Source organism: Pseudomonas sp. 58 R 3, assembly GCF_900006605.1.
GTDB lineage: Bacteria > Pseudomonadota > Gammaproteobacteria > Pseudomonadales > Pseudomonadaceae > Aquipseudomonas > Aquipseudomonas salomonii.
On sequence record NZ_CVTT01000052.1, the window covers coordinates 74,551 to 92,559 of the forward strand.

Below are 18,009 nucleotides of genomic sequence, written 5' to 3' on the forward strand. Positions count from 1 at the left end.
GAAATGGCCTACGATTTTGATCTGTATGTAATTGGCGCCGGTTCCGGCGGTGTTCGCGCGGCGCGCTTTGCCGCAGGCTTTGGCGCCAAAGTGGCGGTAGCTGAAAGCCGTTACCTGGGCGGTACCTGCGTGAACGTTGGCTGCGTGCCGAAAAAACTGCTGGTGTACGGCGCGCATTTCGCCGAAGACTTTGAGCAGGCCAGCGGTTTCGGCTGGTCACTGGGTGAAGCGAACTTTGACTGGGCGACCCTGATCGCCAACAAAGACCGCGAAATCAACCGCCTCAATGGCATCTACCGCAACCTGCTGGTTAACAGCGGCGTGACCCTGCACGAAGGGCACGCGCGTTTGGTTGATCCGCACCAGGTAGAGATCAATGGCGAGCGCTTTACGGCCAAACACATCCTGATCGCGACGGGCGGCTGGCCGCAGATCCCGGAAATTCCCGGGCGTGAGCATGCCATCGGGTCCAACGAGGCGTTCTTCCTCAAAGAGCTGCCCAAGCGCGTGCTGGTCGTTGGCGGTGGCTACATCGCCGTCGAGTTTGCGGGCATCTTCCATGGCCTGGGCGCGCAGACAACCTTGCTGTATCGCGGCGACCTGTTCCTGCGCGGGTTTGACGGCGCGGTGCGCACGCACCTGAAGGAAGAGCTGACCAAGCGCGGCCTCGACCTGCAATTCAATGCCGATATCGAGCGCATCGACAAGCAGGCCGACGGCAGCCTCAAGGCCACCCTCAAAGACGGCCGCGTGCTCGAAGCCGATTGCGTGTTCTACGCCACCGGCCGCCGCCCGATGCTCGACAACCTGGGGCTGGAAAACACCGGGGTCAAATTGGATAAGCGTGGCTTTGTCGAAGTCGACGACCTGTACCAGACCGCCGAAGCCTCGATCCTGGCGATTGGCGATGTGATCGGGCGGGTGCAATTGACGCCCGTCGCGCTGGCCGAAGGCATGGCGGTTGCGCGTCGGCTGTTCAAGCCTGAGCAATACCGTCCGGTGGATTACGCGATGATCCCGACCGCGGTGTTCAGCCTGCCGAATATCGGCACCGTGGGCCTGAGCGAAGAAGATGCGAAGCAAAACGGCCATAACGTGCAGATCTTCGAAAGCCGCTTCCGGCCGATGAAGCTGACGTTGACCGATTGCCAGGAAAAAACCTTGATGAAGCTGGTGGTCGACGCCGACACCGACAAGGTCCTGGGTTGCCACATGGTCGGGCCGGATGCGGGTGAGATCGTCCAGGGCCTGGCGATCGCGCTCAAGGCGGGCGCGACCAAGCAGCATTTCGATGAAACCATCGGCGTGCACCCCACAGCGGCGGAAGAGTTCGTCACCATGCGCACGCCTGTGGCGGGCTGATCAGGCCTCGGCGGTTGCCTCTGGCGGCGTTGCAACGACGGCCGCCAGGCGCAATGCCTCGATACTGGCCTGGGCCTTGATCAGGTCCAGCTCCAGGGTTTTGCTGAGCTGCTGTTGCTCGCTCAGCGCCGCCTGGCGCGCTTGACTGTCCTCTACCGCAACCCGCAAACGCTCCTGAAGCAGGGTGCGTTCGCTGTCTATCCGGCCAAGCTGTTCGCTGAGTGTTTGCTGTTGCGCCTGGTCCTTGCGTGATTGCTCCTGCAAGGCGGTCAATTCCTTGCTGGTCACGCGGTGCTCGATCAACAGTCGCTCATTATCGCGATGCAGCTGGGTGATCTCGTCCTGACGCACCATGGCGCTTTGTTGCGCCTGGCGCAGCTCGGCCTGCACCTGCTGCAACTGGCCTTCATGGCGCCGTTGTTCCTGCTCGCGTTGCTCCTTGACCGCATTGCGGTAGTGCTCAAGCGCGTCGCGGGCGTGCAGGTGCTTGTCTTCCAGTGAGCGAATCTGCTCGTCCTTGTCATTGATGCGCAACTCGTAATCGCTGCACGCCTGGCTGAGCCCCGCATTGCGGGTTTGTTCGGTTTGCAGGCTGGTGCTGGCGGTCTGCAAGGCGGCGCTTTCTTCGGCGAGTGCGGCGGCCTGGATATCAAATTGCTGCTTGAGCTGGCCGTGGGCTTCTTCAAGCGCTTGCACCTGAGCGAGCAGGGCGGCTTTTTGCTGTTCGAATTGCGCCAGCGCCAAGTCAATCGGCTCCTGGGCCTTGTCTTTAAGGCGTTGGGCCAGCCGCGCTACCAACTCGCCCAGCTCGTCGTCGATGGGCGCCTGGGTGATCGTCAGCCGGGTTTCGCTGTCATCCAGCTCCTTCAAGTACCGGTGAATCGTGGTTTTTGAGCCGGTATTGCCCATCTCGATGCGTACCGCATCGATGCTGGGGTTTTCGCCACGGGCCAGGATCGCCAGGCGTGCCGTTTGAACCACTGCTTTGTTTATGCCGCCGCGCGCCATGGGGTCTCCGTCGATTTAGTACTGTGGTACGTGGTATGTAGATACATACTATATCACGAATAAAATTCCGTTAAAATTCATGAATTAACAGATGGGATATTGGCGTATTATCCCGTGTCATACGCGTTTTAACCCTTAAGACACCCGCCAGCAGTACGAATAGGCCTTTCATGAGCGACTTGGACCGTTACCTCAATGCCGCCACCCGCGATAACACGCGGCGCAGCTATCGCGCGGCGATCGAGCATTTTGAAGTGAGCTGGGGCGGGTTCCTGCCGGCCACCATCGACAGCGTGGCGCGCTACCTGGTGGCCCATGCCGGGGTGCTGGCGGTCAACACGCTGAAGCTGCGGCTTTCGGCGCTGGCGCAGTGGCACACCAGCCAGGGTTTCCCGGACCCGACCAAGGCGCCGGTGGTGCGCAAGGTGCTCAAGGGCATCCGGGCGGTGCACCCGGCGCAGGAGAAGCAGGCCGAGCCTTTGCAGCTCAAGCACCTTGAGCAGGTGGTGGCCTCCCTTGAAGTTGAAGCCAGGCAAGCGCGCGAGGCGCAGGATCAGCCGCGATTGCTGCGCGCCAAGCGCGACACTGCGCTGATCCTGCTGAGCTTCTGGCGCGGCTTTCGCAGCGACGAGTTGTGCCGCCTGAACATCGAACACGTGCAAGCGGTGCCCGGCGCCGGCATCAGCCTGTACCTGCCGCGCAGCAAAAGTGACCGCGACAACCTCGGCAAGACCTACCAGACCCCGGCACTGCTGCGCCTGTGCCCCGTGCAGGCCTACAGCGAATGGCTGAGCGTTTCGGCCCTGGTGCGCGGCCCGGTGTTCCGTGGGGTAGACCGCTGGGGCAACCTGGGCGGGGAGGGGCTTCACCCCAACAGCGTGATCCCGTTGCTGCGCCAGGCCCTGGAGCGCGCGGGCATCCCTGCCGATCAATACACCAGCCACTCACTGCGCCGTGGCTTTGCCACCTGGGCCCACCGCAGCGGCTGGGATTTGAAGTCGCTGATGAGTTACGTCGGCTGGAGCGACATGAAATCCGCCATGCGCTATGTTGAAGCGACACCCTTTTTGGGCATGACCTTGGCGACCCAACCGCTGCTTTGAGATTTCTTCTATTAATACGCAGACCTGATAGAGAAAACCAATCGTCAGCATCAGGTTTGCCAATGAGCCATCGATGGAAAGAGTGAGTAGGATTCATCTCATCAACTTTTCAACCACTGACGGAGAGTCACCGATGCCTATCATCAACAGCCAAGTAAAACCGTTCAAAGCGACCGCCTACAAAAACGGCAACTTCGTAGATGTGACTGACGCTGACCTGAAAGGCAAATGGTCGGTAGTTTTCTTCTACCCAGCCGACTTCACCTTCGTTTGCCCAACCGAACTGGAAGACCTGGCTGACAACTACGCCGAATTCCAGAAACTGGGCGTCGAGATCTACAGCGTTTCCACCGACACCCACTTTGCCCACGCTGCCTGGCACAACACTTCGCCAGCCATCGGCAAAATCCAGTACACCATGATCGGCGACCCAACCCTGACCATCTCGCGCAACTTCGACGTACTGATCGAAGAAGCCGGCCTGGCAGACCGCGGTACTTTCGTGATCAACCCGGAAGGTCAGATCAAAATCGTTGAACTGAACGACGGCGGTGTTGGCCGTGACGCTTCCGAGCTGCTGCGCAAAATCAAGGCTGCTCAGTACGTTGCTGCTCACCCAGGCGAAGTGTGCCCAGCCAAGTGGAAAGAAGGCGAGGCTACTCTGGCTCCGTCCCTGGACCTGGTCGGCAAGATCTAAGTCTGTGAAACATCAAGGGCGGATTGCCGCACCTTAAGTAAGCTGCACCGCCCTCAAAACGCCCGGGCGAGATTCGCTCGGGCGTTTTTTTGTCTGCAATAAACCGAATTAACAGGAAATCGCCCGTATGTTGGATGCCAATCTTAAAGCTCAGTTGAAGTCATACCTGGAACGGGTCACCCAGCCGATCGAGATCATCGCCTCCCTCGACGACGGTGCGAAATCCCAGGAAATGCTGGCCCTTTTGCAGGACGTAACCAGCCTCACCACGCTGATTACCCTCAACACCGATGGCAATGATGCGCGCAAGCCGTCGTTCTCCATCAACCGCCCGGGTGCCGATATCAGCCTGCGTTTTGCCGGCATCCCCATGGGCCATGAATTCACTTCGCTGGTGCTGGCCCTGTTGCAAGTCGGTGGCCACCCGTCGAAGGCCAGTGTCGAAGTGATTGAACAGATTCGTGCCTTGAAAGGCGAGTTCAGCTTCGAGACCTACTTCTCGCTGTCGTGCCAGAACTGCCCTGACGTGGTTCAGGCGCTGAACCTGATGGCCGTGCTTAACCCGAACATCCGCCACGTCGCCATCGACGGCGCGCTGTTCCAGGCTGAAGTCGATGAGCGCCAGGTCATGGCGGTGCCCAGCGTGTACCTCAATGGCGTGAACTTCGGCCAGGGCCGTATGGGCCTGGAAGAAATCCTCGCCAAGCTCGACACCAGCGGTATCGAAAAGGCTGCCGAGAAAATCAGCGCCAAAGACGCCTTTGATGTACTGGTTGTAGGTGGTGGCCCGGCCGGTTCTGCTGCTGCGATCTACGCTGCACGTAAAGGCATCCGCACCGGCGTGGCAGCTGAGCGCTTCGGCGGCCAGGTGCTGGACACCATGTCCATCGAAAACTTCATCTCCGTGCAGGAGACCGAAGGGCCGAAACTGGCCAGCGCGTTGGAAGCCCATGTGCGTCAGTACGATGTGGACATCATGAACCTGCAACGTGCCAGCAGCCTGGTGCCGGCCAAAAACGCCGGTGACTTGCACGAAATTCGCTTTGAAAGCGGTGCGACCCTCAAGTCCAAAACCGTGATTCTGGCCACCGGCGCCCGCTGGCGCGAAATGGGTGTGCCGGGCGAGCAGGAATACAAGGCCCGCGGCGTGTGCTTCTGCCCGCATTGCGACGGCCCGTTGTTCAAGGGCAAGCGTGTGGCAGTGATCGGCGGTGGTAACTCCGGCGTTGAAGCGGCCATTGACCTGGCCGGTATCGTCAGCCACGTGACCTTGCTCGAGTTCGACAGCAAATTGCGCGCCGATGCGGTGTTGCAGCGCAAGCTCCACAGCTTGCCGAACGTGGACGTGATCACCAGTGCGCTCACCAGTGAAGTCAAAGGCGATGGCCAGAAAGTCACCGGCCTGGCGTACAAGGATCGTGACAGCGGCGAGTTCAAGACCATCGAACTGGAAGGCATTTTTGTCCAGATCGGCTTGCTGCCCAACACCGACTGGCTCAAAGGCACGGTGGAATTGACCCCGCGCGGCGAGATCATCGTCGATGCGCGTGGCGAAACTTCACTGCCGGGCGTGTTTGCTGCCGGTGACGTGACGACCGTGCCGTACAAGCAGATTGTGATTGCGGTGGGCGAGGGCGCGAAGGCTTCGCTGAGTGCTTTTGATCACCTGATCCGCACGTCAGCACCGGCATAAAATCAGGTACCGAAAATAAAAAACCCCATGAGTGATCATGGGGTTTTCTCGTTCCCACGTTCTACGTGGGAATGCATCCGGTGACGCTCCGCGTCACGCAGAACGCTTACAGCGGTGCTGGCTGAATAATCTCAACCCAGTAAGCATCCGGGTCTTTGATGAACGCCAGGCTTTTCATGCGGCCATCACTCAGGCGCTTCTGGAAATCGCAGCCCAGCGCTTCAAAACGCTCGCAGGCCGCGACGATATCCGGCACCGAGATGCAGATATGGCCAAAGCCGCGCGGGTCGGTATTGCCGTTGTGGTAAGCGAAGTCGGCGTCGTGTTCGGTGCCGTGGTTGTGGGTCAGTTCCAGGATGCCTGGGATCGACTTCATCCACTGCGTGCGCGCAGCGGCGTCGGCCGGGATCTGGGCCTTGTCCACCAGAGCGAGGAAATACAGGCTGAATTCGGCTTCAGGGAAGTCGCGTTTTTCAACCAGGGAAAAGCCCAGGACGCGGGTGTAGAAGTCCAGCGACTTGGTGATGTCCTTGACCCGCAGCATGGTGTGGTTGAACACGAAGTTCGAAGTGGCGGCGTCAGGTTGGGCAGTGACGCCCGGGAAAGTGTTCAGATCGTGCAGGCTCATGGGCCCTCCAGAAAAAATGGGGCAAACGCGACTCGTGACTTGAGCGGTCCCTTGGCTTGCGGCCGGCATCCGTGCCGCACCGTCATGATACGCAAGCGTGGCCGGGCGAGCCAAATGAAAAAGGTCACTCAGGCCTTGCGAGTCAAGGGTGCCAGGCTCAAACTTCGACGCTTGAACCTTGGGTGTTTGTCTTGATGATTGAATTTCGTAAACCGCTGTTGAGCGCTGTCTGTATGTTGTTGAGCAGCCCCTTTGTGTTGGCGGCCGATCCGGAAATTCATTGGCCCAGTGGCTGGCAAGTCGAGGAAGTCGTGCCCGACGACGACGCGCCGGTAAAACCTCAGGCGGTGTCCCGTCAGCGCGCCATCAAGAATGATGAAAACGGTAACACCTTGATGGTCATGGAGTTGACCGGCACACCGATTGAGGCAGGTCACAAAGTTAATCTTGAAGGTGTACTGCTGGAAATGCGCAAATCCATCCAGAAGGATTTTGCCGGCAGCGGTTATCAAAGCGTGTGCACAAAGATGCACACCAGCACATTGAGCCGTCTTGACGCGCTGGAAACTACTTGCGTGATTACCGAGAACGGCCGGCACATATTGTCACAAACATTGGTCGGCGCAGTTGATACCGATAAAGCCTATGTCTTTTCCTTTGCCGGCCAGGCCGAAGCCTATGAAACCAGTAAGGACGAAGTCAATTCGGTGCGAGATAGCCTTAAACTTTGAACGGGTTATCTCGCTCGTTTCTGAACAAAGTGATCGGTTAATCAAGTTCGTTTTCGAAGCAAAAAAAACCCCGCATCCGCGGGGTTTTTTGTACGCGTCTTTCGATCAGCCGCGCAACCAGGAATCTACAGTGGCAGCGCCATACTGTTCTTTCCAGGCTTTCAGGCCGCGGTGGTTGCCGCCTTTGGTTTCGATCAGTTCGCCGGTGTGCGGGTTGTGGTAAACCTTGACTACACGTGCGCGGCGCTGTTTTGGTGCGGCGGCGGCGGCGCTGGCTTTGCCAGGGTTGGGATCAAGGATCGAGATGATGTCGCGCAGGCCTTTGCCGTAGTGCTTCATCAAGCCTTGCAGCTTTTCTTCGAATTCGATTTCTTTTTTCAGGCCGGCGTCGTTCTTCAAGGATTCCAGCTGAGCCAGCTGCTCTTGAAGGGCTTTTTCTGCTGCGCGAAATTCGGCAAGTCTGGACAAAATCTGTACTCCAATAGTGTAGTTGGCTGATATCAACTGCAGATAAAGCGTGTAAGCCGAGAGCTTTAAGGTAACTCAAAGAAAGAGGCCTTTCTGCGAGTTCAGCACAGGCAGGAAAAATTGTAGTAGTTAATGCCGCACGAGTAAATCACGGCGTTACCTGAATAAGATTATTTCATCCTCCGCACTAGATGGCTATTCAATGGCTGGTCAGCGACTTAATGAACGCTTCACAGGGTAACGGCCGACCGAACAGGTAGCCCTGCAGGAAGTCCACACCTTGGGCCGCGAGGTATTCGCATTGCTCTGCTGTTTCCACGCCCTCGGCCACAATACCCAGGTCCAGCTTGCCGCTGAGTTCTATGATGCTGTCCAGAATATGCCGTGAGAGTGCATCGGCGCCGATCATGGCGACAAAGCTTTGATCGATTTTCAAGTAGTCGACATTGAAGTTGCGCAAGTAACCCAGGCTGGAATGGCCGGTGCCGAAGTCATCAATCGCGATCATCACCCCCAGTTGATGCAGGGCGTCGAACAGCCGGGCGGTGGTGTCGGTCGGCTGAATCAGCTCACGTTCGGTCAACTCCAGTACCAGCGTCACCTGGCCGGGGGCGAACGCAGCGAGAAATTCCCGACAGTCCTGCACCAGGTCCAGGTCCTGGCAGTGACTGGCGGTGATGTTCACGCCGATATGGAAGCCCGGGCTGAAGCGTCCGGCATGCGGGGCCAGTTGTGCGGCGGTCTGGCGTAGCAACGAGCGGGTCATCGGCACGATCAGGCCCGAATGTTCGGCCAGCGGGATAAACAGGTCAGGACGAACCAGGCCTTCCTTCGGGTGCCGCCAGCGCATCAACACTTCACAACCGGCCCATTCGCGGGTGTCGCCACGCACCACTGGCTGGAAATACGGAATGAATTCATTGGCCCCCAGTGCCCGCTGCAACTCATGGGTCGGCGCGGACGAGCGCTTTTGCAGCCAGTGGGCCAGCGCGCCCGCCAGTACCCCAAAGAACACCAACAGACTGAACAGCGCCGGGTAACGCGCCTCCATGTACCGCCACACCTCACCGACGGGCATGCCGGCATCGACACTGTACGGGTAACGCTCAGAGGCCAGGTGCTGATGGGCCACCGCAAACTGCGGCATCGCAGTGGTGTGCACCTTACCGTCAGCGTCCAGCCAGTTGGGCCCCACTTGCAGGATCAGGTGCGCGTAGCGGCTGATCAGGCGCAAGGCGTTGGTCAGATGGTAGCCGTCAACCGAGGCAAACGCGGCTTTATCGCCATCGACCCGGCGGTAAACCAATAACGCAGTATCGGGCGTTACCGGGTTGCCGTTCATCAACCACAGCGTGCCCGCTACGTAGTCGTCCGGGTTGACCGGTGACTGGTAGCTGTCGCCGAACAACGAGCTGCAATAGATGTTTTTTTGCCAGGACAAGGTGGTTGCCCGCACAAAAGGGCGCCGCGTCACCTGCTCGCGCAGTGCCAGTTGCGCGCCGTTGTCGCACGGCTGGCCAGCCAGCGGCAGTAATGTCTGGGCGGCGAGGGCGGTGTTGTCGAGCATTAAATCGAACTGGCGCACAGCCTCCAGCGCGGTTTGGGCGGTGCTTTGCTCAAGGGTGCGTTCGGCTTGCCAATGAAGAATCACAACCCCCAATAAAACGGGAATCAGGCCGCAGGCACTGCTGATGAGCGCGCGTGCGGTTCGGCTTCGGGGGCCTTTGGCAGTGAGGGGCATAGAGGCAGCCAATAACGGAATAAAAAGACGGGTGTGTGCCGATGATAGTTGGCATTGCGCAGTGTCGCTCACTTGTTTGGTACGCCTTGACCTAGCCGTTCGGTCAGTTGTTGCGATTGTCTCTGCTTGGCAAGATAAACATCGTTGCAAAAAGTAAGAGACTTCGAAGCACCGCCCCTTCCAGCCTCTCTCTCAGCCGTTTCAGCCCACTTCTGGCGGGACGGTCGACCCTCGTCTTTCAATTGTTGAAATTCGTTTCGTAACCCGTTAACGCGACTTGATAAGGAACTACCTGCAATGAATAACCTCCGACTGGCCGCGGCCTTCCTGGCTGCTACCGGCGTCGCCACGCTGCCTGCTTTTGCCGCAGACGGTACCATCAGCTTGACCGGTGAAATCACCGGTACCACCTGCAGTATCAGTGGCGGGGCAGGCTCGGCGCCTGGTGCCAGCCCGAACTTTGCCGTTGTACTCAACAAGGTTCAGGCCAGCGCGCTGGCGGCAAAAGGCCAGACAGCCGGCACCACCCCGTTTGTCGTGCGTGTGGGGGCGTGCCCCAAGGATACGACGGTGGCGGTGTTGTTTGAGAGCAGCAGCCCGGCGATCAACCCGGCTACCGGCAACTTGAAGAATCAAGCGCCGGCCAAACCCGCGCCTGCCAGCCTCGTTGAGGTGCAGATTGTCGACGGCACAACCCATAAGCCTATGGACTTGCGCCTGGCGCTCAATTCGAGCAGCGCAAAAGTCCCTGAAAACGGTGAAGCGTCGCTGCCGTTTGCGGCCCAGTACTTCGCCACCGGCGCCGCAACCCCAGGCCCAGTAAGCACGCAGGTGCTGTACTCCGTCACGTTCCCCTGATCAGGGCCCGGAGCCTGGCGGTTCGCCAGGCTTCGGACAGCGCCTTGGAGGACCGCCCCATGTTTGCTCGACTCCTGTTCGCAATTGCCTTGCTGCTCGCCATTTCGGTGTGCAGCGGATGGCCATCCATTGCCCATGCCGGCGTAGTGATCGACGGTACGCGGCACATTTACCCGCAACAGCGTCGCGAAATCACCTTGCGCCTGACCAACGACGACGAACGCGCTCCGCGCCTGGTACAGGTGTGGCTGGACCAGGGAGACCCGGCGTCAGACCCCTCTAACAGCGAGGTGCCTTTCAGCCTTTCGCCGCCGGTGTTTCGCCTGAACCCGCAGAAAAGCCAGGCCGTGCGCCTGGTTTACACCCAAGAGCCACTGCCGGCGGATCGGGAATCGTTGTTTTGGCTCAATGCGCTGGAGATCCCGCCCAAGGTCAACACCGAGGCCGATGATGCCCCGGCCAACCACCTGCAGTTCGCCTTTCGTATCCGTACCAAAGTGTTTTTTCGCCCGGCCGATCTGCCCGGCAGCCCGAACGAAGCGCCCACGCAATTACGCTGGACCTTGCGCCGCAGTGCCCAGGTGGCGCTGCTGGAGGTACACAACCCATCGGCCTATCACGTGACATTCAACGAGGTGGCGTTGGCCATGGGCCCGCAAAAAGACGCGCCGCTGCTGCAGGCGCAAGAGGGCATGGTGCCGCCTGGCGGCAACCTGACCCTGAGGGTGCACAAGGCCGTGCAGACCATCCCCGCCGATGCGCAAGTGCATTTCAAATTCATCAATGACTACGGCACGTTTTCCGCGCCGCAGCGTGCTCCTCTGAAGTTCTGACTATGCCAGCCTTGTTGCCACTCACATTCTGCCAAGGCGCTGCCTGGCTGCTTTCTCATCCTAGACTGCTGTTGCTGTTCGGCTTGCTGAGCACGCTTGTGCTATCGGCCGAGGCTGCCCCGTTGTTGTTTGATCTGGAGGCTTTTACCAGCGGTGTGTCCAGCCCGGCGGATCTCTCGCGCTTCAATACCGGCAATGTGTTGACGCCTGGGGTTTATCGCGTTGACGTGATACTCAACGGGCAATCACTGGGCCGTCGCCCGATCACCTTCGTAAACGTGGACAAACAGAACGCTGCGCACCCCTGTGTGAGCGCGCAACAACTGGCCGAACTCGGGGTGGTACTGCGCAACACCGAGGCAGCCGTCGAGGAGGCTTGTCGCGATTTCGCCGCATGGATTCCCATGGCCAGCAGCCATGTCGATGTCGAGTCCTTGACCCTGGACGTGAGTATCCCGCAGGTCTACATCAATCGCTCTGCTCGCGACTACGTTGACCCCGCCCAATGGGACGCAGGCATTGATGCCGCGCTGCTCAATTACACCTTCAGCGCCGCGGCGGTGACCTCGGGTGCGGGTGAAGATCGCGGTTACCTGGGCCTGGACGGCGGGGTCAACCTGGGTGACTGGCGGCTGCGCCACCAGGGCGGGCAAGCCTGGGCTTCACGAAGCGGCCACTTGCCTTATCAAGCCACGGCCACCTACCTGCAACGCGCCGTTGCCGCCTGGCAGTCGCAACTGACCGTGGGCGACAGTTTCAGCAGCGGCCAGATCCTCGACGGCGTGCGCGTGCGCGGCGTTACGCTGGCCACTGATAACCGGATGCTGGCGCCGTCGCAACAAGGTTATGCGCCTCAGGTGCGCGGCGTTGCCGACAGCAATGCCACGGTGACGGTGCGCCAGAACGGCTACACCCTTTACGAAACCACGGTGGCGCCCGGGCCTTTTGTGATCGATGATCTCTACCCCACGGGCTACGGAGGCGACCTTGACGTCAGTGTCACCGAGGTAGATGGGCGGCGCAGCACCTTTGTCGTGCCTTATTCGGTGGCCCCGCAGCTATTGCGTTACGGCGCCACGCACTACAGCGCAACGGTGGGACAGGTGCAGCAGCATGGCGTCAGCGATGCCAACGCCTCGGTGTTTCAAGGCACGCTGCAACATGGGCTGATCGATAGCCTCACCGTTTACGGGGGCACCACCCTTTCCCAGGGTTATAGCCAAGGCAAGGCGGGCCTGGCGCTAAGTACAGCCGTTGGCGCGTTCGCCCTGGACACCACCCACTCGCGCACACAGGTGCAGGGGCAGGCGGTAGCGCGCGGACAAAGCCTTGGCCTGGCCTATAACAAGAACCTGCCGTTTTCGGGAACGCATTTTGCGCTCGGCGCCTATCGCTTCTCGACCGCCGGCTACCTGAACCTGCCGGACGCCTTGAATGTGCGCGATCTGGGCCGTCACGGCGGGAACCTGGACAGCTATGCGCGGCAAAAAAGCCGCCTGGACCTGACGATCAGCCAGCAGTTGGGGGAGGGCACCCTGAGTGTGTATGGCAGCTCTACTGACTACTGGGCCGGGCAGCAAGGGCGCCAGACGTCGTTCACCGCCAGTTATGGGGCCAACTGGAAGTCACTGAGCTGGAACCTCTCGGCGCAGCGTTCGAGGGTCAGCGAACTATATCGGGCGAGCGACCATGAACGCGCCGAGGACATTTTCTTCGGCCGCTCGACGCGCACCGAACGCGTGGAGAATCACTGGGTATTGAGCCTCTCCATGCCATTGGGCGAGGGCACGCGCGCACCGACCCTGAGCAGTTCACTGTCGCGGGACGCGGGTGATTCACGCGGCAGTCAGCAACAACTCGGCATCAATGGCTTGCTGGGGGAGAAGGCGCACACCCATTACGGCCTGGTCGGCAGTCGTGGCAGCGGCGATCACGGCGGTTCAAGTTTCAACGCCTATGCAGGCTATCGCAGTCACGCCGCCAACCTGCGCGGCGGGTATGGTCAGAGCCGGCGCAATGCGCAAGTGTCCGTGAGCGTCGACGGCGGCCTGATCGCCCACAGCGGTGGCGTCACCCTGGCGCAAAACCTCGGTGAAGCGTCGGCGCTGGTGCATGCGCCGGGTGCCCAGGGAGCGCAGCTCGGCGGTTCCGGGGTGCTTATCAACAAGCAGGGTTATGGGGTCATGCCTGCTTTGCGGGCGTACCAGCCCAACGCCGTGGACATCGACCCGCAAGGCATGCCCATGGACGTGGAATTAAAGGAGTCGAACCGCTCCGTGGTACCGACCTTGGGCGCAATATCGCTGGTCAAGTTCGAGACCGTCAGCGGCCGGGCGGTGGTGATCAAGGCGACCCATCCGAATGGCAAGCCGTTGCCGTTCGCCGCCCAGGTATTGGATGAACAGGGCAACGAAGTGGGGGTAGTCGGCCAGGCGGGCAAGGCCTTTGTGCGCGGGGTTGCCGACCACGGCAGGTTGACCGTGCAGTGGGCGCAAGCGGCGCGCGATCGTTGTTTTATCCATTACCGGTTGCCGCCCCGAGACCCCGACCGGCGCCAGCAAAGTGCGGACCAATTGGTCAGCCGATGCACCCTCGACACCTCTACACACAAGGAAAACAGTTGATGAAGCTTCCTTGCCGCACGCGGCGGGTGATGCTTGCCGTGCTGGCCTGCGCAGTCATCATGCTCACCGCAAGCGCCCAGGCCGGCGTCGCCTGCGATCCCGGCTCGCCGACGGTACTTTCGGTGCCGCGTATCAACGTCCCGGCCAACCCGGTGGTCGGCCAGGTACTGGGTAGCCCGGATGGCTATCCCATTGAAGCCGCGCATGGACTCAGGTGCACTTACACGACCGACGTCATCATCAAATACTGGTCGTACATCAATATATCCCGCGACATTCGTTGGACCGGCCAATATTTGGGCCACTCGTCGCTCGCCATGCCGGTGTATCAGACCGGCGTGCAGGGCGTCGGTTTTGCGTTTATGGCGCAGGACCGTGACGGCGGCCCGATGCGAATCGTGACCACTGGCAACACGCTTTTGCGCGGGCCCATCCACCCCGGCCTGGCGACTTGGGGTGTACGTGGGCGGGTGTTTTTTGTGGTCACGGGCCCCATCCAGGGCGGCACGGTCACACCTCGAACATTCTCGGGCCTAAACCTGTACACCAACCCTACGTATCATGCCTTTAACTTCGGCAGCATCGAAATCGGCGAACCCAGCCGGCCCACCTGCAGTGTGTCGACCTCCACCGTGGCGATTGCCTTGGGGGCCGTGGAAAGCCGAGCCTTCAAGGGCATTCACAGCGTCGCCGGCAATGGCAGCGGGACGATCACTTTGCAATGCCCCGTCGGCAGTCCACAGCAGCACGTGCGGGTGACATTGGTCGACCAGACGCAACCGGCCAACCGCAGTGATCGGCTTTCGCTGACCGCCAGTTCTACCGCCAAGGGCGTGGCCTTGCAGGTGCTGTTTGGTGGTCGCGTGATCACTTATGGCCCCGCTGCGGGCGCTCGTACTGCCGATCAACCCCTGGGCCGCGCTGGCGCCAATGGCACCTTCGAACTGCCGTTGACGGCGCACTACATCCAGACTGCCGCGACGATTGAACCCGGCACGGCCAATGGCCTGGCGACATTTACCCTGGTCTATCGGTGACCCACTTCTGCGCAAGCGCGAGAAAAGCCAGTGTGGCAGGCGAGGCCTGGCGGCGATCCAGCACCGCCAGGCCGATGCGGCGCGGCACGGGCGGCGATAACGGCCGCTCGACATAACGGCCGTCGGCGTGATCGGGCAGCGATGCCTGCGCCACGATGCTCACGCCGTCGCCACGGCTGACGGCCGCCAGCGTGCTGAGCAATTGCGCGCAACGATAACGCACGTTGGGCCGCAAACCGGCGACGCTGAACAAGCGCATCACCAGCTCCGATGAGCCGGCTTCGGTGAGGATGAACGGATCATCACACAGTGCCTGTAAAGGCACCGACGCGCTGGCAACCAGCGCATGGGTGGCCGGCAACAACGCGACCAACTGATCCTCCAACAACGCCACGGTGTCGAAGCGTTCACTGTCTGTTGGCGTGTCGGCGAGCACCACAAAACCCACGTCGACGCGCCGCTCGTCCAGCCACTGGATAACTTGCCGGTCTGGCCCTTCGTCCACATGCACTTCAATGCCGGGGTAGGCCAGCCGGAAATGGCGGAGAATTGCCGGCAACAAACGCACCGACGCGGTGGGGCCGAAGGAGCCGATGCGCAAGGTACCGCGCTTCATCCCACGGGCATCGGCGGCTTCCTGCTGCAAGGTCGCGGCCAGACCCAGCATGGCACGGGCGCGCCCGAGTAATTGCGCGCCGATATCGCTCAGCTCCACCAGCGTCTGGTGGCGCCGAAACAATTCCACGCCCAGCTCCTGTTCCAGGGCCTTGACGGCATGGGACACCGCCGACTGGCTGATGCCCAGGCGGTGCGCCGCACTGGTGAAACCTTGCAGCTCGGCCACCAGAGAAAAAATTTCCAGTTGGGTCAATGTCATGAGTAAAGGCTCATTTTACGATTACTGATCATTAGTCGAAGAATATGCCCATCCTGTCGCCTGTCGAGCAACTGCTAATGCAACCTCCGTCTGATCGCCTCACCTACCTGAAGCTGGCCGCTGTGACCATGATTTGGGGTGGCACTTTTGTCGCCGGACGTTACCTGGCCAATCAAGTCGACCCGCTGCTGGCTGCCAGCCTGCGGTTTATCCTGGCCAGCCTGGCGCTGCTGCTGTTTATGCTGTGTGCACGCATCCCGCTGGCGCGGCCACGTCCCCGGCAACTGCTGCATCTGGCGGTGCTGGGGTTTTTCGGGATCTTTTTCTACAACCTGTGTTTTTTCTTTGGCCTGCAGTACATCAACGCCTCGCGCGCTTCGTTGATCGTGGCGTTGAATCCGGCGGTGATCGGCCTGGCTTCCTGGTGGTTGTTCAAAGAGCGCCTCGGCACTGCCAGGGTACTGGGTATCGCGTTGTGCCTGGCCGGCGCTGCGACGGTGATCGTCAGTCGCAACCCGCAGTTGCTGCAAGGTGCATCGAGTACCTGGCAGGGCGACGTGCTGGTGTTCGGCTGTGTGCTGGGGTGGGGGATTTACTCGTTGTTTTCCCGCGCATTGAATCAAAGCCTGGGGCCGTTGCAAACGGTCACCTGGTCAGTGCTGCTGGGCACCCTGATGCTGACGGCTGTCACCGCGCTCGCCGGGCGCTTCACGCTTGCAGGGCTTGGCAGCCTGCACCTGCCGCAGGTTGTGAGCCTGTTGTATTTGGGCGTGCTCGGCTCCGCGCTGGCGTACATCGGCTATTACGATGGCATCCGGCGTATCGGCGCGACCCGCGCAGGCGTGTTTATCGCGCTGAACCCGCTGACGGCGGTGATCTGCGGCGCGCTCCTGCTTGCCGAACAGCTAACGTTACCCATGGCGCTCGGCGGCGCGGTGATCCTGTTGGGCATCTATCTGTGCAACAAACCCCTTGCGCAGCCCAGCGCAATAGGGATTTGATGAGAGTGCGGACAAATACTGTTACGCTGTGTAGAATCGATTTACGCATACAAGAATATGGACTTGCGCTCACGCAAGCCTCGGCCGTCAGAGACTGATGTAATCATGAAGCTACTCGGCTCCCCCCTGATCTTTGGTGACTTCCTCGCCCGCAGCGTGCGGGGTCTCTCGTGCGCGCCACCCTGCAACCTCATCCTTGCCTGTAATTGACTGCTTGCTACTTACAAGAATGATGAGGTGCCGAAATGGCCGACCAATACGAAAACCCAATGGGCCTGATGGGCTTTGAATTTATTGAATTCGCATCGCCGACTCCGGGCACCCTGGAGCCGATCTTCGAGATCATGGGCTTCACCAAAGTCGCGACCCACCGCTCCAAGAATGTGCACCTGTACCGCCAGGGCGAGATCAACCTGATCCTCAACAACCAGCCCGACAGCCTGGCCTCGTACTTCGCCGCCGAACACGGCCCGTCGGTGTGCGGCATGGCGTTCCGGGTCAAAGACTCGCAGCAGGCTTACAACCGCGCGTTGGAACTGGGCGCCCAGCCGATTCATATCGAAACCGGCCCGATGGAACTCAACCTGCCGGCCATCAAGGGCATCGGCGGTGCGCCGCTGTACCTGATCGACCGCTTCGGTGAAGGCAGCTCGATATATGACATCGACTTCGTGTACCTCGAAGGTGTCGACCGCAACCCGGTAGGCGCGGGCCTCAAGGTCATCGACCACTTGACCCACAACGTGTACCGCGGCCGCATGGTCTACTGGGCCAACTTCTACGAGAAACTGTTCAACTTCCGTGAAGCACGCTACTTCGATATCAAGGGCGAATACACCGGCCTTACGTCCAAGGCCATGAGTGCCCCGGACGGCATGATCCGCATCCCGCTGAACGAGGAATCGTCCAAGGGCGCCGGCCAGATCGAAGAGTTCCTGATGCAGTTCAACGGCGAGGGCATCCAGCACGTGGCGTTCCTCACCGAAGACCTGGTCAAGACCTGGGATGCGTTGAAGAAGATCGGCATGCGCTTCATGACCGCGCCGCCGGACACCTACTACGAAATGCTCGAAGGCCGCCTGCCAAACCACGGCGAGCCGGTGGACCAACTGCAGGCGCGCGGTATTTTGCTGGACGGCTCCTCGATCGAGGGCGACAAGCGCCTGCTGCTGCAGATCTTCTCGGAAACCCTGATGGGCCCGGTGTTCTTCGAATTCATCCAGCGCAAAGGCGACGATGGGTTTGGCGAGGGCAACTTCAAGGCGCTGTTCGAGTCGATCGAGCGCGACCAGGTACGTCGCGGTGTACTGACCACCGACTAAGCGTCAGCAACAAAAAAGCCCGGCGA

At 60.4% G+C, this 18,009-nt stretch carries 16 protein-coding genes; 11 read left to right on the forward strand and 5 right to left on the reverse strand.

The genetic code is table 11. The features are described from left to right. The first annotated feature begins 3 nt into the window (after positions 1–3). The gene (gene gorA / locus BFP92_RS14275; RefSeq protein ID WP_065929979.1) at positions 4–1,362 is read left to right on the forward strand and encodes a glutathione-disulfide reductase; all 1,359 of its coding nucleotides are present in this window, start codon (positions 4–6) and stop codon (positions 1,360–1,362) included. On the opposite strand, the gene BFP92_RS14280 is transcribed toward gorA, so the two are convergent. Then, on the reverse strand, positions 1,363–2,370 hold the full coding sequence (locus tag BFP92_RS14280) for a DNA-binding protein (RefSeq protein ID WP_065929980.1): 1,008 nt from the start codon (positions 2,368–2,370) through the stop codon (positions 1,363–1,365). 170 nt (positions 2,371–2,540) lie between these two features. On the opposite strand from BFP92_RS14280, the gene BFP92_RS14285 reads away from it, so the two are divergent. The 3 genes from BFP92_RS14285 to ahpF all read left to right on the forward strand — a co-directional run bounded on the left by BFP92_RS14285 (position 2,541) and on the right by ahpF (position 5,863). Further along, the gene (locus tag BFP92_RS14285) at positions 2,541–3,473 is read left to right on the forward strand and encodes a site-specific integrase (RefSeq protein ID WP_065929981.1); all 933 of its coding nucleotides are present in this window, start codon (positions 2,541–2,543) and stop codon (positions 3,471–3,473) included. Between the two features lie 133 nt (positions 3,474–3,606). Beyond that, complete coding sequence (ahpC, locus tag BFP92_RS14290; protein ID WP_003173835.1) at positions 3,607–4,170, forward strand: alkyl hydroperoxide reductase subunit C; 564 nt, start codon at positions 3,607–3,609, stop codon at positions 4,168–4,170. Positions 4,171–4,297: 127 nt separating this feature from the next. Beyond that, positions 4,298–5,863: an alkyl hydroperoxide reductase subunit F gene (gene ahpF / locus BFP92_RS14295; RefSeq protein ID WP_058420342.1), complete on the forward strand. Its 1,566-nt coding sequence runs from the start codon at positions 4,298–4,300 to the stop codon at positions 5,861–5,863. Positions 5,864–5,969: 106 nt separating this feature from the next. On the opposite strand, the gene gloA is transcribed toward ahpF, so the two are convergent. Beyond that, positions 5,970–6,491, reverse strand: a complete 522-nt coding sequence (gene gloA / locus BFP92_RS14300) for a lactoylglutathione lyase (protein ID WP_065929982.1) — start codon at positions 6,489–6,491, stop codon at positions 5,970–5,972. A gap of 194 nt (positions 6,492–6,685) precedes the next feature. Here gloA and BFP92_RS14305 point away from each other — a divergent pair, with 194 nt between their 5' ends. Next, positions 6,686–7,222, forward strand: coding sequence for a DUF4946 domain-containing protein (locus BFP92_RS14305; protein WP_065930196.1), 537 nt, complete (start codon positions 6,686–6,688; stop codon positions 7,220–7,222). 105 nt (positions 7,223–7,327) lie between these two features. On the opposite strand, the gene BFP92_RS14310 is transcribed toward BFP92_RS14305, so the two are convergent. Further along, positions 7,328–7,690: a histone-like nucleoid-structuring protein, MvaT/MvaU family gene (locus tag BFP92_RS14310; RefSeq protein WP_065929983.1), complete on the reverse strand. Its 363-nt coding sequence runs from the start codon at positions 7,688–7,690 to the stop codon at positions 7,328–7,330. A gap of 199 nt (positions 7,691–7,889) precedes the next feature. Then, positions 7,890–9,431: an EAL domain-containing protein gene (locus BFP92_RS14315; RefSeq protein ID WP_065929984.1), complete on the reverse strand. Its 1,542-nt coding sequence runs from the start codon at positions 9,429–9,431 to the stop codon at positions 7,890–7,892. Positions 9,432–9,728: 297 nt separating this feature from the next. Between BFP92_RS14315 and BFP92_RS14320 the strand changes: the two genes are divergently transcribed. The 4 genes from BFP92_RS14320 (at position 9,729) to BFP92_RS14335 (ending at position 14,783) form a co-directional block, all read left to right on the forward strand. Further along, complete coding sequence (locus tag BFP92_RS14320; RefSeq protein ID WP_065929985.1) at positions 9,729–10,289, forward strand: fimbrial protein; 561 nt, start codon at positions 9,729–9,731, stop codon at positions 10,287–10,289. Positions 10,290–10,348: 59 nt separating this feature from the next. Further along, positions 10,349–11,122, forward strand: coding sequence for a fimbrial biogenesis chaperone (locus tag BFP92_RS14325; protein ID WP_065929986.1), 774 nt, complete (start codon positions 10,349–10,351; stop codon positions 11,120–11,122). A 122-nt stretch (positions 11,123–11,244) separates the two neighbouring features. Further along, the gene (locus tag BFP92_RS14330; RefSeq protein WP_239694266.1) at positions 11,245–13,746 is read left to right on the forward strand and encodes a fimbria/pilus outer membrane usher protein; all 2,502 of its coding nucleotides are present in this window, start codon (positions 11,245–11,247) and stop codon (positions 13,744–13,746) included. Beyond that, a complete protein-coding gene (locus tag BFP92_RS14335; RefSeq protein ID WP_065929988.1) occupies positions 13,746–14,783 on the forward strand; it encodes a fimbrial protein in 1,038 nt (345 codons plus the stop codon). The genes BFP92_RS14330 and BFP92_RS14335 overlap by 1 nt, the downstream gene beginning before the upstream one ends. On the opposite strand, the gene BFP92_RS14340 is transcribed toward BFP92_RS14335, so the two are convergent. Continuing rightward, complete coding sequence (locus BFP92_RS14340; RefSeq protein ID WP_065929989.1) at positions 14,764–15,660, reverse strand: LysR family transcriptional regulator; 897 nt, start codon at positions 15,658–15,660, stop codon at positions 14,764–14,766. The two genes, BFP92_RS14335 and BFP92_RS14340, sit on opposite strands and share 20 nt — an antisense overlap. 77 nt (positions 15,661–15,737) lie before the next feature. Here BFP92_RS14340 and BFP92_RS14345 point away from each other — a divergent pair, with 77 nt between their 5' ends. Further along, entirely contained in the window at positions 15,738–16,661 is a 924-nt protein-coding gene (locus BFP92_RS14345; RefSeq protein WP_065930197.1) for a DMT family transporter, read from the forward strand. Between the two features lie 245 nt (positions 16,662–16,906). Further along, positions 16,907–17,983, forward strand: coding sequence for a 4-hydroxyphenylpyruvate dioxygenase (gene hppD / locus BFP92_RS14350; protein WP_017135508.1), 1,077 nt, complete (start codon positions 16,907–16,909; stop codon positions 17,981–17,983). The last annotated feature ends 26 nt before the right edge of the window (positions 17,984–18,009 follow it).

Coding starts and splice junctions, on each gene's coding strand:
- gorA (WP_065929979.1), top strand. CDS start 4: ATGGCCTACGATTTTGATCTGTATGTAATTGGCGCCGGTTCCGGCGGT.
- BFP92_RS14280 (WP_065929980.1), bottom strand. CDS start 2,370: ATGGCGCGCGGCGGCATAAACAAAGCAGTGGTTCAAACGGCACGCCTG.
- BFP92_RS14285 (WP_065929981.1), top strand. CDS start 2,541: ATGAGCGACTTGGACCGTTACCTCAATGCCGCCACCCGCGATAACACG.
- ahpC (WP_003173835.1), top strand. CDS start 3,607: ATGCCTATCATCAACAGCCAAGTAAAACCGTTCAAAGCGACCGCCTAC.
- ahpF (WP_058420342.1), top strand. CDS start 4,298: ATGTTGGATGCCAATCTTAAAGCTCAGTTGAAGTCATACCTGGAACGG.
- gloA (WP_065929982.1), bottom strand. CDS start 6,491: ATGAGCCTGCACGATCTGAACACTTTCCCGGGCGTCACTGCCCAACCT.
- BFP92_RS14305 (WP_065930196.1), top strand. CDS start 6,686: ATGATTGAATTTCGTAAACCGCTGTTGAGCGCTGTCTGTATGTTGTTG.
- BFP92_RS14315 (WP_065929984.1), bottom strand. CDS start 9,431: ATGCCCCTCACTGCCAAAGGCCCCCGAAGCCGAACCGCACGCGCGCTC.
- BFP92_RS14320 (WP_065929985.1), top strand. CDS start 9,729: ATGAATAACCTCCGACTGGCCGCGGCCTTCCTGGCTGCTACCGGCGTC.
- BFP92_RS14325 (WP_065929986.1), top strand. CDS start 10,349: ATGTTTGCTCGACTCCTGTTCGCAATTGCCTTGCTGCTCGCCATTTCG.
- BFP92_RS14335 (WP_065929988.1), top strand. CDS start 13,746: ATGAAGCTTCCTTGCCGCACGCGGCGGGTGATGCTTGCCGTGCTGGCC.
- BFP92_RS14340 (WP_065929989.1), bottom strand. CDS start 15,660: ATGACATTGACCCAACTGGAAATTTTTTCTCTGGTGGCCGAGCTGCAA.
- BFP92_RS14345 (WP_065930197.1), top strand. CDS start 15,738: ATGCAACCTCCGTCTGATCGCCTCACCTACCTGAAGCTGGCCGCTGTG.
- hppD (WP_017135508.1), top strand. CDS start 16,907: ATGGCCGACCAATACGAAAACCCAATGGGCCTGATGGGCTTTGAATTT.